We start from the raw sequence: 21,360 nt of genomic DNA, 5'->3' as shown, positions 1-21,360 counted from the left end.
GGGTCATCCTCTATGTCTATCAGCTATTAAATTCTTCCCAGTCGTCATGCGCTGGCACTGACGATGGTGTGAGTTTGCTACGCGCCAACGCGGGCTTGGGCGATGATAACGCAGGATGCGCGCTGACGCCGCTACTGGACAAAAAATCGCTACCGCCTGATTGGCGGCGTCTTGGGCGATATCCAGCACAGGCTGTTCAACACCCTGCTCATACTTACACCCGCTGCGCGCGGCCGGATGCGGCGATAAGCGACATCAAACGGTCAGGGATATCGTCCAGCGCCGCCACTTCGGTGGCGCCCCCAATGGCAATCGCCTCACGCGGCATACCAAAGACCACACAGGTCTCTTCGTTTTGCGCGATGGTGGCCGCGCCGGCTTGGCGCATTTCCATCAGCCCCGTGGCGCCATCTTTGCCCATGCCGGTCAAAATCACGCCGATGGCGTTTTTCCCCGCGTGCTTGGACGCCGAGTGAAACAGAACATCCACCGAGGGGCGGTGGCGATTGACCGGCGGGCCGTCGTTTAAGCGTGCGACGTAGTTCGCCCCGCTGCGCGCCAGTTCTAAGTGTTGATCGCCGGGGGCAATATAAGCATGGCCAGGCAGGACACGCTCGCCGTCGCTCGCCTCTTTCACGGTAATGCGGCATATGCGGTCCAGCCGCTCGGCAAACGAACGGGTAAAGCCACCGGGCATGTGCTGGGTAATCAAAATAGCCGGGGCGTTCGCCGGCAGCGGCTCCAGTACCGAACGGATCGCCTCGGTACCGCCGGTGGAGGCGCCGATGATAATGAGCTTTTCACTCGAGACCAGCGGCGCCTTCAACTCCTGTTTCGGCGGGGTGTTCTTGTGCCGCGCCTGGCGGGGGCGCGAGCGGGCAGCCGCGCGCAGCTTCTCGGCGATCTCGTTGGCATACTCCATCATGCCTGTGCGAATCCCGAGGCTTGGCTTGGCGACAAAATCCAGCGCCCCCAACTCTAGGGCACGCAGGGTGATTTCGGACCCTGCCTGTGTCAGCGAAGAGACCATCAGGACCGGCATGGGACGCAGGCGCATCAGGCGCTCAAGAAAATCCAGCCCGTCCATGCGCGGCATTTCCACGTCAAGCGTGAGCACGTCCGGGTTATGCTGCTTGATGAGATCCCGCGCCGCGATAGGGTCGGGGGCCACCGCCACCACTTCCATATCCGGCTGGGAGTTGATGATTTCCGTGAGCAAGTCGCGAATGAGTGCTGAATCATCGACACATAAGACTTTAATTTTAGATGCGCTCAATGCACGCCTCCTTTCGTGTGAATACGAGAGTTAAGCTGGCCACCGCCGTCGGTTGACACGCCCCAACTAATATCGAGAGTTAAACCGTCTAAGCACCCGCTATTTGGGCGCCAATGTATACACTGTCTGCCCGCGTAGCTTGAATTCGCTGCTGATATAGGAAAAGTTCTCGGAGTGCCCGGCAAACAAAATACCGTCGGGTTTTAGCAGCGGCGCAAAGCGCTTAAGGATTTTGGCCTGGGTGTCTTTGTCGAAATAGATCATGATGTTGCGACAAAAAATCGCATCAAACGGGCCTTTCACCGGCCACTTAGGGGCCAGCAAGTTCAGCGGCAGGAACTCGACCAGCTCGGAAACCTCGGGCCGTACCCGCGCCAAGCCGATACGACGCCCGGTTCCCTTTTGAAAGAAGCGCTTAATGCGCACTTCGTCCAGCTTATTCACCTGTTCAAGGGGGTAGACCCCCGTGCGCGCCTTCTGCAGCGCCTCGGTATCGATATCGGTCGCCACCACTTTGGCCTGGCTGGCCTTAGGGCCGAGGGTCTCCAAGAGCGTCATGGCGATGGAGTAGGGCTCTTCGCCGGTCGACGCCGCCGCGCACCAGATATTGACCGGGCCGGTTCTGTGCTTAATGTGCTCCGCTAACAGCGGAAAGTGGTGCGCCTCACGGAAAAACGCCGTGAGGTTGGTGGTCAACGCGTTGGTGAACGCTTCCCACTCTTTCGCATCCGGCTGACGCTCAAGACGCGAAAGGTAGTCGCTAAAGCGTGTCAGGCCATGGTGACGCAGCCGCTTGGCTAAGCGGCTGTAGACCATTTCACGCTTATGCTCGGCCAATACGATACCCGCGCGCTGATAAATCAGCTCGCGGATCCGGGTAAAATCGGCGTCTGTCAGTACCAGATCGCGTTCGATTTGGCTACTTGACGCCCACTGGCCGGCGTCCGTTCCTTCACGTTGCTGTGTCAAAACTCCTCCCAATCATCCACAACGGCCGGCTGCCGTTTATCCGGCCGTTTTTCCGACCGGTTTTCTAACAGCGTCGACCGAGTTTCGCGGCGCTCATCGCTATCGCTTTGGCGATCCGGTAGGCGGCCAGACGGCTTCGCGCTCGCGTTTACAGTATGCTGCAATGCAACCGGACGCAACGAGCCGCTCGAATTCAAGCGGAAGGCTTCCACCGATAGCGAGAGCAGCGATGCCTGCTGTTCAAGTGCCACCGCCGCACGCGCTGTTTCCTGTACGCGCACTGCATTTTGCTGGGTGGCTTGATCCATCTCGACCACGGCCTGGTTAACTTCCGCAATACCGCGACTCTGCTCTTCAGAGGCGGAGGAGATTTCATTCATGATTTGCGTCACGCCTTGTGTCGCTTGAATGACCTCGGCGATCGCCTCTTCGGCTCTTTTCACCAGCCCGGCGCCGTCGTTAATATCGCGGTTAGAGCCGTCAATAAGCTGGCGAATTTCACCCGAAGCGTCGGCGCTGCGCCCGGCGAGTTTGCGTACTTCGTCAGCGACAACGGCAAAGCCCCGCCCGTGCTCGCCGGCCCGCGCGGCCTCAACCGATGCATTCAGCGCGAGTATATTGGTTTGGAAGGCGATGGAGTCGATCACATCAATGATGTCGGTCATCTTTTTGGCGCTATGGGTGATGCGATCCATATTGGCCACCAGCTCGCCCATCAATTCGTTGGTTTGCGTCACGCGGGCATTGTTATTTTGCGCCAGACGCCGCGCTTGTTGCGCGTTGTCGCTATTCTGGCGCACCGTGGTGGTCATCTCTTCCATGCTCGACGCCGTTTGCTGCAAAGACGCCGCCTGCTGCTCGGTGCGGGCTGACAACTCTTCATTGCCGCTGGCGATATCCCGTGCCGAGGGGGTCACCACGTCGATGCCGCTTTTCACGTCGCCAATGATGCTGTTGAGGCTTTTGCGCATGGTGTTCAGCGTATCCATCAGATGGCCCACTTCATCCCGGCGCGGCGGGGGCACTTTCACCGCCAAATTGCCGCCCGCGATTTGCAGGGTAAAGCGCGCGGCGCTTTTCAACGGCCGTGTAATCGCCCGTAGGGTCAGCGCACCGAGTAGCGCCAGCACCACTAAGCCCACGATCAGCACCACCGATTGCGCCGAGAGCATCAGCGTTTGGCCCTCTTCCGCCTCGACCGCCATGGCTTCCGCCGCGCGCTGTTTCTGCCCAATCAGCTGGTTCACCAGCGTCGAGATCGTCTTCCCGTCGCGATTCATCACGTTGATCACTTCATCGAGGCCGGTGAACGCGACGTAGGTATCTTCCGCTTGCAGCACGTCGGCGGCGCGGTTCATGCCTTGCTGTAGAAACGCTTGCAGCTGCTGATCAAATTCCTGCGTGAGCTCGCCGCTATTCACCTCGCGGGAGTAGTACGCCTCCCACGCGGCCTCCACTTCACCGGCTTGCGCTTGTATCTCTTCGCCCATCTCAAAGCGCTGATCGATCAGCGCCATCCGCTCCGGCTCAATCATCGCTTGGCGCGCCTGGGCGATGGTTTGATCAATCTGCTGCAGGCGGATCACATCGCGTAGGCCGTCGTTGTTGAGTCGCTCCAAGCGATCCCCTGCTTCCTGCAGGCCGTATAGCCCCATCCCGCTGGTAGCGAGTAGCAAAATGCCCGCCACCGCGATCATGCCCGTTAGCTTGGCTCGAATGGTATCGAGACGTACACGCGATAAGCGGGCAACAAGTCCGCGCTGACGGATGCGCCCTTTATCTAAATACACCTTTGCGTTTCGGCCGTCACGCATGGCGGCGTAAACGCGCTCGGCGCGGGCGATGGCGTCGCGGCTTGCCTTTACCCGCACGGAGGCGTAACCAATCACGTCATCGCCTTCGGTAATCGGTGACACACTGGCATCCACCCAGTAGTGGTCACCGTTTTTGCAACGGTTCTTAACCAACCCCTGCCAGGTGTCGCCCGCTTTAATGGTGCGCCAGAGGTTCTCAAACGCAGCGGGCGGCATATCCGGGTGACGAATCACATTGTGCGGCGACCCTATCAATTCGTCGTGCTCAAAGCCGCTAATCTCAATAAAAGCCGGATTGGCATAAGTGAGGCAACCCTTTAAATCGGTTCGGGAAACCAAAAAGTCGTCATCGTTGAGCTCAACTTCGCGTTGAGTCACCGGTTGGTTATTTCGCATTGTTATGCCTTACGTTCGCGTTATTTCGTCGGGGTTTTAATTTTTATAGGGCGACACGTTTTGTGTCAGCCGTAGGGGTAGTCATGCACCGTGACCGCTCCACAACGGCGCATGGTGCCGCCTTTATGCTCAAGAAACAGCGGCAATACATGAAAAGCGGCGTGCTAACGCGTCCCTGCGTTATGGGTACGGGTCGATTCGTGGCCTATTCGTACGGTTCATTAGGTACGGCTATTTCACCGTACGCTTAGCGATTGCTGGTGCTATCCACTAGCGCCATCTCTTCACTGGTCAGCAGTTTGTCGATATCCACCAGCACCAGCATGCGATCCTCGAGACTGCCCAAGCCACTGAGGAAGTCGGATGAGAGGGTGACGCCAAACTCGGGGGCGGGCTTGATTTGCTCCGGCGTGAGTGTCATCACATCCGAGACGCCATCCACCACGATGCCGACAATGCGATCGGCGACGTTGACCACGATGACCACGGTTTGGCCACCGTACTCAACGCTGTCCAAGTGAAACTTAATGCGCAAATCGACAATGGGCACGATCACGCCACGCAGGTTGGTGACCCCTTTGATAAAATCGGGGGCATTGGCAATCCGTGTGACGTTTTCATAACCGCGAATCTCCTGCACTTTAAGGATATCGATCGCGTACTCTTCATCCCCTAGCGAGAAGACCAAAAATTCACGGTTTTCTGCTTCTGCGGCGGCCAGCACCGCATCGTTGTTAGCCTGGCTCATGACGGCTCTGCCTCCTTAAAGAACATCGAATTTTGTTGATTGACCGGTTGTTTGCCTGACTCTTTTTTCGCCCGGCTTAAGCGGTGTAGCCCGGTAATATCCAGAATCAACGACACGCTGCCATCGCCGAGGATGGTCGCTGCTGAGATGCCTGGCACTTTGCGGTAATTATCTTCTAGATTTTTCACCACCACTTGCTGCTGGCCGATCAACTCGTCAACCAGCATGGCATAGCGGCGCCCTTCACCTTGAACGATGACGGCAATGCTTTTGGTCGGATCGGTGATCGCATTCTCCACGTCGAGCACTTCGTGGATGGCGATCACGGGTAAGTATTCGTCGCGCACTTTAAGCACCACGTCGTCGCCGGCCATGGCGTACATATCTTCCTTGGCGGGCTGCAGCGACTCAAGCACCGCGGACAGCGGCAGGATAAAGGTCTCGGCGCCGACCTTGATCGACATGCCGTCCAGAATCGCCAGCGTCAATGGCAGGACAATACGCGTGTTGGTGCCTTCGCCCTTTTTCGACTGAATTTCCACGCGGCCGCCCATGCCTTGGATATTACGCTTCACCACGTCCATGCCCACGCCCCGCCCGGACACATCGGTCACTTCTTTGGCGGTGGAAAAACCGGGGGCGAAAATCAGCTGCCAAACGTCTTCGTCCGTCATGGTGTCGGAGACGTTAAGGCCGTTTTCTCGGGCTTTTTCCAAGAGTTTTTCGCGATCCATGCCGGCGCCATCGTCTTTGACCTCGATGAGGATGTTGCCGCCCTGATGACGAGCCGAGAGCGTCAACTTGCCGGTTCGCGGCTTACCCGCCGCCTCACGCTCGTCAGGCATTTCGATGCCGTGATCCAGGCTATTACGCACCAAGTGCGTTAGCGGGTCGGTAATGCGCTCAACCAGGCTTTTGTCGAGCTCGGTGGACTTGCCTTCGGTGACAAGCTCGATATCTTTGCCCAACTTGCCCGCCGTATCGCGTACCACGCGAGGGAAACGGCTGAAGACAAACTCCATCGGAATCATACGAATCGACATCACCGACTCTTGCAGATCCCGCGCGTTACGCTGGAGCAGGCTCATGCCGTTTTGCAGCGAACTGTTCTGCTCATCCAGGTCGCTCACCGTCTGATCGAGCATGGACTGGGTAATAATCAACTCGCCGACCAGGTTGATGATCTGGTCCACCTTGTCGACGGACACCCGAATCGATGAGGACTCCGCGGCGGCTTTTTTGGACTTGGGTTTTTCAGCTTTTTTCTCGGGTTTCTTCTCCGGCTTTTTCTCGGCGTTGGGCGCGGGTTGAGCGGGTGCTTCGGCGGGCGCTTTCTCTCGCGCCGGCGCCGGCTCCTTCGACTGGTCCTTCGCCGGCTCCTGCGGGGCGCTCTCCGCGGGCGTGGGGGTCTCGCCTTCAAGGGCGGTGACTTCCACCTGCTCAGGCTCGATAATAAAGCACATCACCGCTTCAATATCGTCGGCGCTGGTATTGCCCTGGAGAATGACTTCGTAGCGCGCTTCGTCTCCCGAGTGGGACACTACCTCGCCAAGCTGCTCAAGCTCCTCCACTAGCAGGTCGCGGTCTTTTTCACCCACGTTGAGCAGCGCGACTTTGAGCATGTCGCCGGAGGCGGCGGGCTTCTCCTCTTCGCCGCTTGTATCGGCAGCCGGCTCACTCTGGGGCGCTTTTTCAGCAGGCGCCTTATCGGCCTCGCTTGAAGACGTGGCATTGGCAATGGGGGCACCTTCCGCCGCTTCCAGGCCTTTGCCGATCTCTTCAAGGGCAATCTGCTGCAGCGTTTGGCAAATGCGCTCAAAAGCCTCCTGATCGGGCTCTTCCTCGTTGCGGTAGGCATCGAGTTGTTCGTGCATGATGTCTTTCGCCTCTAAAAACGTGTCAACGAGGTCAGCTCGCAACGCAAGCTCGCCTTTGCGTGCATGGTCGAGCAGGTTCTCAAAAATATGCGTTGTTTTTTGCAGCGCCGTGAAGCCGAACGTGCCCGCCCCGCCTTTAATCGAGTGGGCGGCGCGGAAAATGGCGTTTAGCTGTTCGCTGTCCGGATCTTCGACATCCAGCTCCAGCAAGTGCTGCTCCATATCCGCAAGCAGCTCTTCGGCTTCTTCAAAAAAGGTGTCAAAAAAATCCGTGATATCCATGCACCATCCCACCTTGTACGTCGTATTTTATGTCAACCGCCCGCTACTCATTGCTTTGTGGCAGTTGTGGAAAGTTGTCTCTCGACTCGTCTGTGCTTGCATTCTCCTCCAAGCCGGGAACCGGCATGGGAACCGGTGACGGCATCTCTGCCGTCACGCTGGGGTTGCGGATCGCCTCAGCGATCTCTGGCAGCAGCACCACAAGCTCAATGCGGCGATTGACCGGATCATCTGGCTCTGTATCCGGTAGAGTAACGCGGTCGGCAAAGCCTGAAACCCGCAGCAATTGACCCGGGTCAAGACCGCCGGCAATAAGTTCGCGTCGTGAGGCGTTAGCCCGGTCGCTGGAGAGCTCCCAGTTGCTGTAACCGCGATACCCCCCGCTATACGGCACGCTATCCGTATGGCCACCGATACTCAGATCATTGGGCAGGTCATTCAAAAGGGGGGCGATCGTGCGCAACAGATCGCGCATATAGGGCGCGACCTGATCGCTGCCTAGCTCAAACATGGGGCGCTGTTCGGTATCGAGTAGCTGAATCCGCAGCCCTTCGCGAGTAAGGTCAAAGCGCATCTGATTGCGCAGCTGGTTAAGCTCGGGGTCCAAGGCGATAGCTTGCTCAATGCGCTCTTGCACATTACGAAAAAAGCGCCGCTGCTGGCTGCTGGGGCGCGTGTGTTGCAGCGTATCGATGCGGGCGCGCTCGCCGTCGGAATGGGCCGGATCCGGGCCACCGCCGGGGATCGCACTGGTACTACCGGAGCGATCCCCTCCTGTGATGGCAACGGTTAGCGGCATGCTAAAATATTCTGAAACCCCCTGGCGCTGCTCCTCGCTGGCGGTGGCCAATATCCACATCACCAAAAAAAGCGCCATGAGCGCGGTCATAAAGTCTGCCAACGCGATCTTCCACGACCCGCCGTGGTGGGCGTGAACCACTTTCTTGCGCCGAATCACAATGGGGCGCTTATCACCGCCCTGGCTCATGCACCGCCTGCCTTCTTGGCGTCGCGTACGTACTCTTCAAGCTCCGTGAAGCTTGGACGCTCAGCGGTGAACAGCGCTTTGCGACCAAACTCCACGGCGATCTGGGGCGCATAGCCGTGCAGGCTCGCCAGCAGCGTCACGCGGATGCATTGCAGCATCTTTTCGGCCTCTTTGGCCTGACGGTCGAGGTAGCTCGCGACGGGATTCACAAAGCCATAACCGAGCAAAATACCCAAGAAGGTGCCCACCAGCGCATGGGCAATCATGACACCTAACTGCTCCGGGCTGGCATCGGCATAGGTCAGCGCCTTTACGACCCCCATGACGGCGGCAACGATACCAAAGGCGGGCATGGCGTCCCCTACTTTGGCAATCGCATCAATGGGAATGTGAGACTCCTGCTCAAACGCCTCAATTTCGTGCAGCATGAGTTCGTCGATTTCCATCGGCTCCATGCCGCCACTCACCATCAAACGTAAATAGTCGGTGAGAAAATTCATGATATGCGGATCGGCCAGCAGCTTGGGGTGCTCTTGGAACAGCGGGCTCTCTTGCGGGTTATCAATATCCCGCTCGATGCCGAGCATCCCTTCGCGGCGAATCTTGGAAAGCAGCTTAAACTGCAGCGCCATGAGCTCCATGTACATGGCTTTGTTGTATTTTTTTGTCCGCTTTAACTTGGGAAAGATTTTGAAGGTCGCCTTCAGCGCTTTGCCGTTGTTGGCCGCAATGAAGGCCCCAACCCCCGCGCCACCAATCATCAACAGCTCCGTTGGCTGGAACAGCGGCCCAAGGCTGCCACCCGCTAATACATAGCCGCCAAATACCGAGAGCAGCACTACTAAATATCCTAGAGGAATAAGCACAAGCAGTTTCCTTGCTAGTCTTTTGTCGCCAGAAAAGCCTTTTCGGCAGCGAATCAATGCGCAACGCTTTAATACCGGCGCTGATGAAAAAGTACCATCCCCGTTGCGCTGCATCCATATAATCGGCGCTTTTTTGCACGACTTAAACGGCCATGCAGGCTTAAGCCGCTAGCGCGATGTTTTTTTGTCGGAGGCCTTGCGGGTTTTTCCTGCACGCGAGGGGGGCTGACAAATGCCGCAGACGTAATCCTGCGCAGGGCTGTGCGCGTGCGCCACAAAGCGACCGCTACAGCGGGTACACGCGTTTAGCTGTAACAGATCGCTTTCGAAAAAACGCACTAGGGTCCAGGCGCGCGTCAGTCCTAGCGCCGGCTCAACGCCCTCAAGGGTAATTTGCTCATCATAGAGGCGGAACGCTTTGACAAACGCATCGATGCGTTCACACTCCTCACCCTCAATCAGGCTGAGATAGATATTGTAAAAAAGCGATGAGTGGATGTTGGGTAGCCAAGTGATGAACCAGTCGGCGGAGAAGGGCAGCATCCCCTTCGGCGGCGACATACCACGCACCTCTTTATAAAGCTTAATTAACCGCGTGCGGCTTAACTCCGTCTCTGTCTCCAGCACCTGTAGCCGTGCACCTAGCTCAATTAACTCGATGGCCAGCTGCACCTGGTGCATCTCATCCACCAAGCTTTTCTGGCTCACTGCGGCTCCTCATCTGGGTCGGGCGCCTTGGGTGGCGTTGTCGGCGGCGTCTGCGTTTGGCGCTTAGCCGGGGCCTTAGGCGCCTCACCGGCCAACAGCAGCGAGGTATGTAACCCCGCCAAGCCCTGGTCACGGGGGTTGTGCGTCACTTGGCGTATCTGCTCGGCACTGAGGGGGGTCAGCCGGCACAGCAGCTGGTTGGTCCGCGCCAGCTGGGTTAACTGCCTTGCATTGAGCGCCAAGAGAAGATCCGCCATCTCGGTGTCAATTTTGAGACGAAACATGCCCGCCTCGCGATCCTCTCCCAGCAGGCGCTGGGCAAGAAGCAAGTAGGCTAAGTTGATTTCTTGAATTTCGTCGAGAAAGCTGGTTTGACTCATGCTGCCCTATGGAAACGACCCGGTAAGTCCATGGTTCACCCGCTCTATATGCACCCTTTATAGGTAAACCTATCAGCTGCATGGTTGCATACAATGGCTATATTGGCTACTCGGGCGCATCGCGGGGGCGCACGCCGCCTTCGGAAAGCTCAAATACCCACACCAAAAGCTCGGCCACGACTTGGTAAAGGCTTGCGGGTATCTCTTCATCCAGATCGAGCTGCATCAAAAGCGCGACCAGCTCCGGCGCATCGTGAACGTAGATGCCCTGGCGCTGCGCTTCGGCCATGATCCGCTCGGCCAACTCGCCGTACCCTTTGGCCACAACGCGCGGCGCACCCTCATCGCTTTGGTACGCAAGCGCAACGGCCTGGCGCCGGCGCTCACCCGGAGAGCTCATGGGAATCCTCCTGCGTTATATAGCGCGCCCGCACCTGCACTTTGCGCAAATCCAGCGCCGAGAGACGCTCTTCAAGGGCGGGCACACCCTCCTCCAAGCGCTGGTGAACCGCTTCGCTCTCCGTGGTGAGGTCAACGCTTAACACACCCCGATAGAGCCACAGGGCGACCTCTAAATCGCCCAGGTTCGGCACCTCAAGGCGCATTTCAGAGCGCCAGCCATCTCGCTCCTCGCCGCTTTTCTCTTCGCCGCCCGACTCCTCTTCCCGGGTGGGGAGATTGACCACCAGGGCCATGAAGATCCCCGCCCAAACGTCGCCCTCCCAGCGGATCGTCGGCATTACCAGCATTTCCAACTGCTGGCGCACCATACTCTGCAGGCTCTCATGGACAACATCTCGCGACTGACGCGCCGAGCCCATCTCAAGCATTTCGCGGGCACCGGCGAGTTCGCCACGCGAGGCATCCGGCGTGACATTGAGCGCCACGCCACCCTGTGCGTTGGGCCCACGCGACGCGGCGCCCTCCACGCTGCTGGCAACGGGCAATAACACGCTACCAGGCTGGATCAATGCGCTTCCGCCGCCTTGACTGCTTTGCCCGCCCTGGCCCAGCTGACCGCCTTGAAGGCCCTGGAGTATCAGGTTCAGGCTTGACCTTTCCGGCACCACAAAAGGCACAGGAGAGGGGAGTAAAAGCGCAGGCGCATTGGGGGCCTGAGGGTTGTTGACCACGCCCCAACCGGCACTCCCAGCGCCCCCTAGCGCCAAGTTCGCCAGCGAGGGCGGCGGCGGCCGAATACCGGGCTGCATCTGGGGCTCGCGCAATAACTGCTGCCGCGAGCCTTCGCCTTGAAACCAGCGCTTTAGATGCGATTCGTAAAATAGACCACTATCGCGGATGCTCGACTCCAACCGCGTCGCCAGGGTTTGCGGTGATGCGGTTTCGGATGTCGACATCAAAGGCGCTTCGGTCCGTAACACGGAAGGGGGCGCGGGAAAGCGCAGGAGAAGATCGGCAATGCTGCGCGCAGCGGGGCTAAAGTGCGTCTGGATGGAACTTTGGCCCTGCGGTGGGAGGTCACCACGCGCGCCCTGGCGAGGCAAATCGAGCTGCGGGGGTAATCGGCGTAGGTCGTTTAATCGCGGATCCGAGCGGGCGTCTAGACGTGAATCACTGTGCAGGGGGCGCGGCCCTTCGCCCGGGTCGACAGGGCGCACGGGCTCGTTGAGAACCCGCGGTGAGCCGTCCGCGCGCTTGCCCAGCACTTGGTGCATCAAGGTGTCGATTAACGGCGTGATACCGCTCACGTGGACCTCTTGGTATCCGCCTCACCTAGCGCATAAAATGCTTCTGAATTGCCCTGTTGCGGTGCATAAGCGCGGTGTAAACGGCGCTGACTCTGAGAGACACCGATCAACTTCCCCAGCTCGTCTCGGCGCGCCACCAGCTGGCGACGAATCTCGACATCGTGCTCAAGAATCGCCTCCAGAAGCTCCGCTTTGCGCTGCTGCATGCGCTCATCTAGCGTCACCGCCGCGTCGAGCTGTCGCAACTTATCCACCAGCATGACGTAGTGAGTGCGCTGCTCGATAAGCGACGCCCACTCTTCCGCATTCGCCAGCTCATGCATGTGCGCGGCACTATCCAGCAGTACGGCATACGCATCCAGCAAAGCCTGCGGTGTCACCGGGTCGTGGCGGGGATTAGACGCTGACATGCATGCCTCATGCGCTTTGCTGTTGGCCAATTTCTCGCCATGCGGAGGCGATATCTTCAAGCAGCTTCTCCGCTTGATCGAGGCTCTCCTCATCGTTACGCAAATTGGCCGCCAACAAGAGCCTGACAATGTACTCATAAAGCGAGCCCAGCCGTTCCGCAATTTCACCGCCCTTTTCTTGGTCGAGCGCTGCGGCAAGGCCGTTGTTGATAATATCTAGCGCTTTCGAGATCGACTTGCCCTTCTCGCCGATATTACCCGACTGCATGTGAATGCGTGCCGCACGAATAGCCGCCTGAGCGCCGTCAAACAGCATCACAATCAGCTGATGCGGGTTCGCCGACATCACCCCGCTCTCGACACCGACCCTTGCATAGGCGTTGGCTCCTCGGCCGTAGGCACTGGCGCCGCGTGAGTAAGTCATAAATACAAACTCCTATCATGAAGTAAACCGCTGGTACCCTTTTTATATCGGCGCTTACTCAGGTGACTTTAACGCCAGGCGCTGTTTTTTACTTACGCCTTACGCCGGCCTTAGGTCGACACCGCCACTTCGCCCACCGGCCGCCCGAGGCGCTCGGTCACATTGCCACGAATGAGGCCGCCTAAGTTATCGTTGGAAGGCGGCTCGGCGCACTTGGCCACTTGCACCTCTGTGGGGTTACCTTTGGCATCCAAACGCAGCACCCAGGCCAATTGTTCGCTGGAAAAGCGCACCAAAGAGCCGATCGGGAGGGCTTTAAAGTGCTCGACGTAACGCTTTATCCAGCGCGGATCAAACTGATGCGGGTTCTTTAACAGGTGGCGATAAATTTGCTGCACGGTGCGCGCCGGTCGGTCGGCCCGGTCCCGACGCATCGCCTCCACCACATCGACAATGGCGCTGGCTTTTGCCAACTCGTGCAGCTGATCACCGTTAAGCCCTTTCGGGTAGCCGCTACCGTCCATGCGCTCATTGATACCGCCAATGACCGCCTGGGCAATACGCGCCGATAGCCAGTGGCAGTTGTTGAGCCGCGACATAATCAGGTCGACGTGCTCGCTCATCGCGCTGCGGTGCGTGCCTTCAAACTTCGCCGCCTGAAACAGCACTTGGGGCACGAGCGCTTTACCCAAATCATGCACCATGGCGCTCGCTGTGATGGCTTTGCGCAGATCGTGGGGAATATGGGTGCCCACCAAATCCAATAGATGCACGGCTACCGAGAGGCTATGCCGCACCAGGAGCGGCTCGCGCGTCATGCAGCGAGTGGCGAACAGCAGGGCCTCGCGGTCCTCTTCGTGCAGCGTCATCAACCGGTCGGCGTAGCGCGAAAGCTGGCGCGAATTGACATCGCTGCCATTTTGCAACAGCAGCATCTGCGAATCGAGATAGGCCGCCACTTTGGCTAAGCGCCGCGCCATCGGCGTGGCGTAATGCTTTAATTCGCGCCGGCCAATATGATCGCCGCTGGCACGCTTTTGTGGCGCCTCAAATAGGGGAGATGGCTGCCGTCCCGCTTGGTTATCTTTCTTGTAGCGCGACGCTTCACGCTCAATTTCGCAGACGAAATACCAAATTTGCCGCTCTTGGTCGGCGCTGCAGTGGGTAAAGCGGAAACCAATCCGCAGCAGTTGCTGGTCAGGGTCGGTTTTTTGATGGCGCACCTCGCCTTGGACTTCAAAATAGGTGCCATCGGGAAACTTAAACGCCATCTTAATCGGCTCGGCGTCCGCCTGCGCGAGAATGCCAGTGGCTGTCAGGGGTAGCTCGACCTGACACCCCTCCTGGGATAAATCTTTTAGTTCCCCCTGGACGGCCAAATCGTCATGGCCAAACAGCGTCACCGGCACTTCCATGCCCATTCGCAGCTCGGCGCGGAATGACTCACGCCGCTGGAGCACATCGAGATACGCCGGGTAATCGCTACAGCATAAATAGCGCCCTCCGGCGTGGCGCACTTCGGTCAGTTCGAGCGATGGCGTGCGTACCACTTTTCCCTGCGACTGACCGCGCAAGAAGAAAGTGGCGCCATCTTGCAGGCGGGATAGCAGATAATCGACCGAGGAGAGGTCCATCACCAGCGTTTCGCCGGCGTGCTGCTCCATCAGCACAATCGGCTCCGGGCGTGCGTCAGGCTCATTCAAGCACAGCGAGACGCCGCCGCTTTCGATCAACCCCTCAAGCAGAGACTCAATCGCAATCGCCCCGGCGACCCGCTCATATTCATCTTCGTGCGCTGACATCCTCGCCTCGCTTCCCAATATCCCTTAACGATAAACCAAGCGGTTAAGGCGAATGCCTTAATGCCGCGCTGAAGGATACCAGAACCCCTTCACCTAGCGCATAGCCAGCGCAACATTTCTAACGCAAAAACGCAGAACACTTAGGCTAATACTCGTCACCGCCAACAGACGTGTAAAACAGTCTGACATAGGTCAACCTTTTGTAGGTTCAACGCCTCAAATCGCCCACATCCATGTACAAAAGGTCACGCTTTTTACTAAATATAACAATCAGGTTTTAGGCTTTATTGACTAGCTCTCACTCAATGTCATTACCCACTTCAGCGAGTTGCTCGCGCAAGGACGTTTTTGATGCACTCCCTCAGCACGCTTGATACCGACCCGGCGCTCCAAGAGATCCAGGAAGACGATGTTCTCATTTCCAAAACGGATCTCACGAGTCGGATTACCTATGCCAATCAGCGCTTTATCGATATTTCCGGCTACTCTTATGCGGAGCTGCACGGCTCGTTGCATAACATTGTGCGCCCCCCCGATATGCCCGCCATTGTCTTTGCGGACATGTGGCACGACTTACAAAAGGGGCACTACTGGACCGGTGTGGTCAAAAACCGGCGCAAAGATGGCAGCCACTACTGGGTACGCGCGAACGTGGTTCCGGTGAGAAGCCAAGGCGCGGTTACCGGCTATGTTTCCATTCGCGTGAAAGCCAATGAGACGGAAATCGCCCACGCCGCCAAGGTGTATCAAAGCCTTCAGCAAGGGGAAAAGCGCTACGTGGTCAAACACGGCACCGCTTACCGGCGCGGCTTGGCCCGCTGGTTACTCCCGGCACGCTCATCGCCCGGCAATCAAGACCATCGCGCCGCGCTCACCAGCGCCGCCATTGCACTGACGGTTGCCGCGGTCGGCGCCAGCGCAAGCGTGACCATGACCAGCCCCACCGGATGGACAGCCGCCCTCGGCACGGTAGCGGGGGTTGTCCTAGGCGCGCATCACTGGCTGAACCATCGACGCCAAGTGCGTTTTATGGAGCTTGCCGCCGACTTTTCGCTCCAGCTCGCGGCGGGCAATCTCACCGCTCAACCGGACAACGTCGGCCGCAGCGATATGAACCACACCCTTAACACCATGAGTTTTATGCGCCAATCATTAGAGGCGCTGATCAACTCCATCAGCCATCGGGTGGAGGTCGTGCGTCCGTCTGTCTCTGACCTCGCCCACAGCAATCACGCCATGGGGAGCCGAATTGAGAAGCAAGCAAGTGCTGTGCAACAAACCGCGGCCAGCGCCGAGCAAATCTCCTCCACCGTGGCGCAAAGCGCTGAAAACGCACAGCTTGCCAGTCAAGCCTCCCTAAGCAACGTCGAGGAAGTGGACCGCGGTCACCGCATCGTGGCGCAACTTAACGACGCCATTGCCAACATGACGCAGCAGACGCAAAACATGGCGGGCATGGTCGACACCATCGACAAAATTGCGTTTCAGACCAATTTATTAGCGCTCAATGCCTCAGTGGAAGCCGCGCGCGCGGGCGAGCATGGACGGGGCTTCTCCGTGGTCGCGCAAGAGGTTCGCGGGCTTGCCGAGCAATCCGCCCACGCGGCGAAGCAAGTTCAAGCGTTGATTGCCCAAGCGCAGGCCAGCGTAAAAGCCGGCTGCACCAGCGCCGACGAAGCCGCCGAGGTTATGGACAGCATTCGGGAGGCGAGCTATCGCGTGAACGACTTAATGGGGGAAATCAGCGCGGCGACCCAGGAGCAAAGCATCGGGGTTCAGCAAATCAGCCAAGCGATCAATGACATCGAGCGCACCACCCAGGATAGCGCCGCCTGCATGCAGCATTACAACCAGTCCGCAAACTCGCTTAATACGGAAATCAATGGTCTAGCACACAGCACGTTTGCCTTTCTACCCGATAGTGACTTACACCATGCCCATCAACGGTTAGCGGCACCCAACGCGTAACGCATACCGTCGCGTTACGCGTTGGGCTATCTGGCAGCTTGAGCGTTATTCACTATACTGTTTTGACGCTCTGTTATTGGCGTTACAAAATTTAAAGATCTGGGCGTTGCTGCCGATAGGACCTACGAGGCCATAAAAAAATAAACGCCCTACCGGTTAGCTGCCTTGATGACCCACTAGGCGGCTATAGGGGCACTAAAAAGAGGAATCCGATATGAGCTCACCCTTAATCGATGCGACTCATACGCTTTCAATGTCATCACTACACGATGTCACACCTCGCCAACGCTTAGAGAGCGTGCTGGATAAACTGCCCGCTGCTGGCTCGCAGCTTGCCCAAGCGGAGAGCAACACCGATGCGACGACGCCAGGCGCGCTCGTTGAGCCGCTGCAAAGAATCAATGAGGTAATGAGTCAACGCGGTCTGGAGTTTGATTTAAGCGATGAGAGTTCGCGCGTGATTACGCGGGTCGTTGACCGTGAGTCGGGCGAGGTTATCCGGCAGATTCCTGCGGAAGAGGTGTTACGCATCGCCGAGCGACTCAATGAGTTGCAAGGCGGGCTAATTGATTTAAGCGCTTAAGCCCCCTACCCACGCGCTACACCTGCATGTTCATCACATCCTTGTAGGCCGTCACCAAGCGGTTACGCACCTGCATGCCCATCTGGAAAGCAACGCTTGCCTTCTGCATATCCGCCATGACTTCGTTAAGCGCCAGATCGGACTCCCCCGACTGGAACGCCACGGCTTGGCTGTTAGCGGTTTGCTGCAGACGATTAATACGCTGAATAGACGCTTGCAGCTCACTACCGAAACTTCCTTGACCCACCGCTGTTGAGACTTGCGACCCCTGAAGGGGCTGCTGACTGGCTTGGCTAGCTAGCTGTTGCATCTGCTGCAACGCGGATTGAATCGCCGGTGAGCTCATAAACATGCCTTAAGCGCTAAAAAATGGAATAATGGACAAAGCCTAACACCGGTACCACTCTCCTCATGCGAACAAATGCGTATAAAAACCTAGGCTTTTCGTTCCTTTAGGCTCGACGTGCCACCGGATAATGGCGTCCATCATAATTCCGCATCAGCACAATGGCGGACAATCGCGATTGACGGATACAGCCTATGCCTTCTTTGGTGATGCGCCTGGGCCGTGACCGGTTTTGCTTGCCTTCTCGGAGGAGCGCATGAGCGAAACCGGCACAGCAACGGGCCGTCAAAACAGCACGACACAATCCTCTCAGCAAGACAGTGGGCAGGCGAGCCATCAGCCTGCCCCGTCTGCGTTTGAGCGCGTCACACAGCAGCTGCGGGGCAACCCGCTGGTCGTTCTCCTCATTGCGGGCGCGGCGAGCGTGGCGATCATCGCGGCGCTGTTTATGTGGGCAAGTAGCCCAGAATACCGCGTGCTCTATAGCAACCTCAGCGAAGCCGATGGCGGGCGCATCATCAGCGAACTTGATACCCGCGGCGTCCCTTACCGTTTTAGCGACGGCGGACAAGCCTTGCTGGTGCCCAGCGAAAACGTGCACACCCTGCGCCTGCAGCTCGCCGAGCAAGGTCTGCCTCGTGGCGGCAATATCGGCCTGGAACTCATGGACGACCAGGCGTTCGGTATCAGTCAATTTGCCGAACAGGTCAATTATCAGCGTGGCCTTGAGGGCGAGCTCGCCCAGTCGATTGAATCGCTGGCCCCCGTTGAGGATGCCCGCGTTCACTTGTCGATGGCCAAGCCGTCGGTATTTATCCGTGACCGCGAAGCCGCCAAAGCTTCGGTGGTTCTTACCCTGCTGCCGGGGCGGGTATTGGGCCAGGGCCAAGTGAGCGCCATTGTTCACATGGTCTCGAGCAGCGTGCCGGAGCTTGCTGCCGAAGATGTTTCCGTGGTCAATCAAGATGGCCGCCTACTCTCTGCGGATACAGGGGGCAGTAATGATTTAGACGGCTCTCAGTTGGAGTACATCGCAGAGGTCGAGCGCTCCTATCAGCGACGCATCGAGAACATCCTCACGCCCATTCTGGGCGGTGATAACATTCGCGCACAGGTGGCGGCGAAAATCGACTTTTCGCGCCGCGAGCAAACCTCTGAAACGTATGGCCCCAACCAGCCGCCCAACGAAGCCGCCGTGCGCAGCCGCCAGACGAGCCTCTCGCTTGATGGCGAAAACCCCCTCGCCACCGGGATCCCGGGTGCGCTGAGCAACACACCCCCGGGTGTCGCACCCTCCCCCATCAATGCGCCGGAAGACGAAGAAGGCGATGGAGAGGCTGAAGGCGAGGATGGCGAAAATAACACCGGCAACCTGCGCCGCCTGAACCAAGACGACGTCGTCAATTACGAAGTTGACCGCAGCGTCGAGCATATTCAGCACCGCCTAGGGCAAATTGAGCGCTTGACCGCCGCCGTCGTGGTCAACTACCGCGAAGAGATGAACGAAGAGGGTGAGTGGGAGCAGGTTGCCCTCAGCGACCAGGAAGTGCAGCAAATCGAACGCCTGGTTCGCCAAGCGATTGGCTTTTCACCCGCGCGCGACGATGCCATCGACGTGGTTAACACGCCGTTTGCCCAGCCGCGCGAAGAGGAAGACACAACCGAGTGGTGGCAACGCCCCGAGGTGCTTGAGATGGCAGCGAATTTAGGTCGCTACTTGCTCGTGGGCCTAGCCGCGCTGCTGCTCTACTTGCTGATTCTGCGTCCGCTGATCAAGCGTTACACGCAGCCGCCGGTCGTGGCGACCGCCTTGCCGGGCGGCGGCACCCTTCACGCCAGCGTAGGCGGAGACGATGAAGAAGGCGAGGAGGGCGCCGAGGGCGGTGAAGAAGCGGAAGAGACGTATCGCAAGCCCAAGCGCAAGCGTAAAACGTCGCTTTATGAGCACAACCTCAATGATCTTCGTGAAATGGCCCAAGAAGACCCCCGTATGGTGGCCATGATCATTCGCAGCTGGATGCATTCGAAATGAGTAGCGCAGTCGCAGAAATGAGCGGCGCTCGTAAAAGCGCCATCCTACTTCTCGCCCTCGACGAGGACAGTGCCGCGGAAGTGTTTAAGTACCTCGGTGCTAACGAGGTGCAAGAGATCAGTATGGAGATGACAAAGCTGCAGCAGGTCTCGCATGAAGACATGAAGGCGGTGCTGGAAGCGTTCCATGAAGAGACCGAGGAGTTCGTGGCGCTGAACCTCAACTCCAGCGACCATATCCGCTCGGTACTCACGAAAGCGCTCGGCAGCGAGCGTGCGTCGAGTCTGATTGAGGATATTCTCGAAACCACCGGCGAGAACTCGGGCATTGATGCGCTGAATCTCATGGAAGCCTCGATGGTGTCCGAGCTGATCCGCGACGAGCACCCGCAGATCATCGCCACTATTTTGGTTCACCTTGAGCGTCACCAAGCCGCCGATATTCTGGAGCTGTTTGATGAGAAACTGCGTAACGACGTTGTCCTGCGTGTCGCCACATTCAGCGGTGTCCAGCCAGCGGCGCTGCAGGAGTTAACCGAAGTGCTTAGCAGCATGCTCGAAGGTCAAAACCTCAAGCGCAGCAAAATGGGTGGCGTAAGAACCGCGGCCGAGATTCTCAACCTGATGAACTCTTCTCAGGAAGAGACCGCCATCGAGACCGTGCGCTCCCACAGCGAGGACTTGGCGCAAAAGATCATCGACGAGATGTTCCTGTTCGAAAACCTGCTCGACCTCGACAACCGGGCGATTCAGATGGTCCTTCAAGAGGTCGACACCAACTCGCTGGTGGTCGCGCTCAAGGGTGCCGAAGACGAGCTGGTCGACAAATTCCTGCGCAATATGTCGCAGCGCGCGGCAGATCTTGTGCGGGAAGACATGGAAGCCCGCGGCCCTATCCGAGTTTCACAAGTGGAAACCGAGCAAAAAGCCATTCTTCAGGTGGTACGCCGCCTAGCCGATGCGGGCGAAATCGTCTTAGCCGGCGGGGACGACGAATATGTCTGATTTTCAGACCGCCGAGTTTGACCGCCATGGCAATTGGCGGCGCTGGCAAATGGACGAGCTGAGCGAGCCCGTTCGGCGCAAATCCGGCGAGCAAACGTCTCCCGCTGACGAGCACAAGCGCAGGGTGGCGGCCGCGAAAAAAGCCGCCGAAGCGGCGCGTAAACGCGAAGAGCAAGAGCGCCAAGCCCTTTACGACAAGGTTCGCCGTCAGGCCGAAGAGGAAGGCTACCAAGCTGGCTTTGAGCGCGGGCAACAAAGGGGGCATGAACAAGGCCTTCAAGAGGGGCGCGAGCAAGCGGACAAGGAGCTTGAGCAACAGGTAAAGCAGACCATTGCCCCCTTGAAAACGCTGGCCAAGCAGTTTCACGAGGCGCTCGCCCGCCTTGACGACACCGTCGCCCACGACCTCGTCGACTTGGCCCTTGCCACCGGCAAGCAGCTCGCCAGCGACGCACTCAAGGCCTCGCCCGAGCATATTCTCGATACCGTGCGGCAACTACTGCATACCGAGCCCCCTTTAGTGGGCCAGCAGCGCCTGTGGCTACACCCTGACGACCATGACATTGTCGAGCAGCACCTAGGTGACGAGCTGCGTGCCGCCAACTGGAAACTGCAACCCGATGATCAGCTCGCGCGTGGCGGATGCCGTGTGACGAGCGCTCAAGGAGAACTGGACGCCACCTTTGAGAGTCGCTGGCAGGCGATACAGTCGCAAACCCGCCAGCGGCACACGCCAGCCTCCCGCGATCACGCATCGCCAGATAACACGGCCGAGTAA

The 21,360-nt window shown here is 58.3% G+C and carries 20 protein-coding genes; 5 read left to right on the top strand and 15 right to left on the bottom strand.

Annotated features, from left to right (window positions below):
• Positions 1 to 214 precede the first annotated feature (214 nt).
• The 14 genes from BQ9846_RS15680 to BQ9846_RS15615 all read right to left on the bottom strand — a co-directional run bounded on the left by BQ9846_RS15680 (position 215) and on the right by BQ9846_RS15615 (position 14,649).
• A complete protein-coding gene (locus BQ9846_RS15680) occupies positions 215 to 1,276 on the bottom strand; it encodes a protein-glutamate methylesterase/protein-glutamine glutaminase (RefSeq protein WP_075881990.1) in 1,062 nt (353 codons plus the stop codon).
• A 99-nt stretch (positions 1,277 to 1,375) separates the two neighbouring features.
• On the bottom strand, positions 1,376 to 2,245 hold the full coding sequence (locus tag BQ9846_RS15675; RefSeq protein ID WP_075881989.1) for a CheR family methyltransferase: 870 nt from the start codon (positions 2,243 to 2,245) through the stop codon (positions 1,376 to 1,378).
• Positions 2,242 to 4,455, bottom strand: coding sequence for a methyl-accepting chemotaxis protein (locus tag BQ9846_RS15670; protein ID WP_075881988.1), 2,214 nt, complete (start codon positions 4,453 to 4,455; stop codon positions 2,242 to 2,244). Before BQ9846_RS15670 ends, BQ9846_RS15675 begins: the two co-directional genes overlap by 4 nt.
• A 247-nt stretch (positions 4,456 to 4,702) precedes the next feature.
• Positions 4,703 to 5,203 (bottom strand): chemotaxis protein CheW, encoded by a 501-nt coding sequence (cheW, locus tag BQ9846_RS15665; RefSeq protein ID WP_075881987.1) that lies wholly within the window; start codon positions 5,201 to 5,203, stop codon positions 4,703 to 4,705.
• Entirely contained in the window at positions 5,200 to 7,362 is a 2,163-nt protein-coding gene (gene cheA, locus BQ9846_RS15660; RefSeq protein WP_075881986.1) for a chemotaxis protein CheA, read from the bottom strand. The genes cheW and cheA overlap by 4 nt, the downstream gene beginning before the upstream one ends.
• Positions 7,363 to 7,405: 43 nt before the next feature.
• Positions 7,406 to 8,350, bottom strand: coding sequence for a flagellar motor protein MotB (gene motB, locus BQ9846_RS15655; RefSeq protein WP_075881985.1), 945 nt, complete (start codon positions 8,348 to 8,350; stop codon positions 7,406 to 7,408).
• Positions 8,347 to 9,216 carry a flagellar motor stator protein MotA gene (motA, locus tag BQ9846_RS15650; protein ID WP_075881984.1) on the bottom strand — a complete coding sequence of 290 codons (870 nt, stop codon included), beginning with the start codon at positions 9,214 to 9,216 and terminating at the stop codon, positions 8,347 to 8,349. Before motA ends, motB begins: the two co-directional genes overlap by 4 nt.
• A gap of 168 nt (positions 9,217 to 9,384) precedes the next feature.
• Positions 9,385 to 9,924: a flagellar transcriptional regulator FlhC gene (gene flhC, locus BQ9846_RS15645; RefSeq protein WP_075881983.1), complete on the bottom strand. Its 540-nt coding sequence runs from the start codon at positions 9,922 to 9,924 to the stop codon at positions 9,385 to 9,387.
• Positions 9,921 to 10,304, bottom strand: coding sequence for a flagellar transcriptional regulator FlhD (gene flhD, locus BQ9846_RS15640; RefSeq protein WP_075881982.1), 384 nt, complete (start codon positions 10,302 to 10,304; stop codon positions 9,921 to 9,923). The genes flhC and flhD overlap by 4 nt, the downstream gene beginning before the upstream one ends.
• Before the next feature lie 106 nt (positions 10,305 to 10,410).
• A complete protein-coding gene (locus tag BQ9846_RS15635) occupies positions 10,411 to 10,704 on the bottom strand; it encodes an EscU/YscU/HrcU family type III secretion system export apparatus switch protein (protein WP_075881981.1) in 294 nt (97 codons plus the stop codon).
• A complete protein-coding gene (gene fliK / locus BQ9846_RS15630) occupies positions 10,688 to 12,013 on the bottom strand; it encodes a flagellar hook-length control protein FliK (protein WP_075881980.1) in 1,326 nt (441 codons plus the stop codon). The genes BQ9846_RS15635 and fliK overlap by 17 nt, the downstream gene beginning before the upstream one ends.
• Complete coding sequence (locus BQ9846_RS15625) at positions 12,010 to 12,423, bottom strand: flagellar protein FliT (protein WP_075881979.1); 414 nt, start codon at positions 12,421 to 12,423, stop codon at positions 12,010 to 12,012. The genes fliK and BQ9846_RS15625 overlap by 4 nt, the downstream gene beginning before the upstream one ends.
• 7 nt (positions 12,424 to 12,430) lie before the next feature.
• A complete protein-coding gene (gene fliS, locus BQ9846_RS15620; RefSeq protein ID WP_075881978.1) occupies positions 12,431 to 12,847 on the bottom strand; it encodes a flagellar export chaperone FliS in 417 nt (138 codons plus the stop codon).
• A gap of 110 nt (positions 12,848 to 12,957) precedes the next feature.
• A complete protein-coding gene (locus tag BQ9846_RS15615; RefSeq protein WP_075881977.1) occupies positions 12,958 to 14,649 on the bottom strand; it encodes a PilZ domain-containing protein in 1,692 nt (563 codons plus the stop codon).
• A gap of 351 nt (positions 14,650 to 15,000) precedes the next feature.
• On the opposite strand from BQ9846_RS15615, the gene BQ9846_RS15610 reads away from it, so the two are divergent.
• Entirely contained in the window at positions 15,001 to 16,617 is a 1,617-nt protein-coding gene (locus BQ9846_RS15610) for a methyl-accepting chemotaxis protein (RefSeq protein WP_075881976.1), read from the top strand.
• Positions 16,618 to 16,831: 214 nt separating this feature from the next.
• A complete protein-coding gene (locus tag BQ9846_RS15605) occupies positions 16,832 to 17,200 on the top strand; it encodes a flagellar protein FlaG (RefSeq protein ID WP_075881975.1) in 369 nt (122 codons plus the stop codon).
• Between the two features lie 16 nt (positions 17,201 to 17,216).
• On the opposite strand, the gene fliE is transcribed toward BQ9846_RS15605, so the two are convergent.
• The gene (gene fliE, locus BQ9846_RS15600; protein ID WP_075881974.1) at positions 17,217 to 17,546 is read right to left on the bottom strand and encodes a flagellar hook-basal body complex protein FliE; all 330 of its coding nucleotides are present in this window, start codon (positions 17,544 to 17,546) and stop codon (positions 17,217 to 17,219) included.
• A 256-nt stretch (positions 17,547 to 17,802) separates the two neighbouring features.
• Here fliE and fliF point away from each other — a divergent pair, with 256 nt between their 5' ends.
• Genes fliF through fliH form a run of 3 tightly spaced genes read left to right on the top strand, consistent with a single transcriptional unit; the run spans position 17,803 to position 21,360 of the window.
• Positions 17,803 to 19,578: a flagellar basal-body MS-ring/collar protein FliF gene (gene fliF, locus BQ9846_RS15595; protein WP_075881973.1), complete on the top strand. Its 1,776-nt coding sequence runs from the start codon at positions 17,803 to 17,805 to the stop codon at positions 19,576 to 19,578.
• Entirely contained in the window at positions 19,575 to 20,582 is a 1,008-nt protein-coding gene (gene fliG / locus BQ9846_RS15590; protein ID WP_075881972.1) for a flagellar motor switch protein FliG, read from the top strand. Before fliF ends, fliG begins: the two co-directional genes overlap by 4 nt.
• Positions 20,575 to 21,360, top strand: a complete 786-nt coding sequence (gene fliH, locus BQ9846_RS15585) for a flagellar assembly protein FliH (protein ID WP_075881971.1) — start codon at positions 20,575 to 20,577, stop codon at positions 21,358 to 21,360. The genes fliG and fliH overlap by 8 nt, the downstream gene beginning before the upstream one ends.

Source organism: Vreelandella massiliensis, from assembly GCF_900155385.1.
Lineage (GTDB): Bacteria > Pseudomonadota > Gammaproteobacteria > Pseudomonadales > Halomonadaceae > Vreelandella > Vreelandella massiliensis.
Note: the sequence above shows the minus strand (reverse complement) of the source record. Positions and strands in the feature narration are given on the sequence as shown.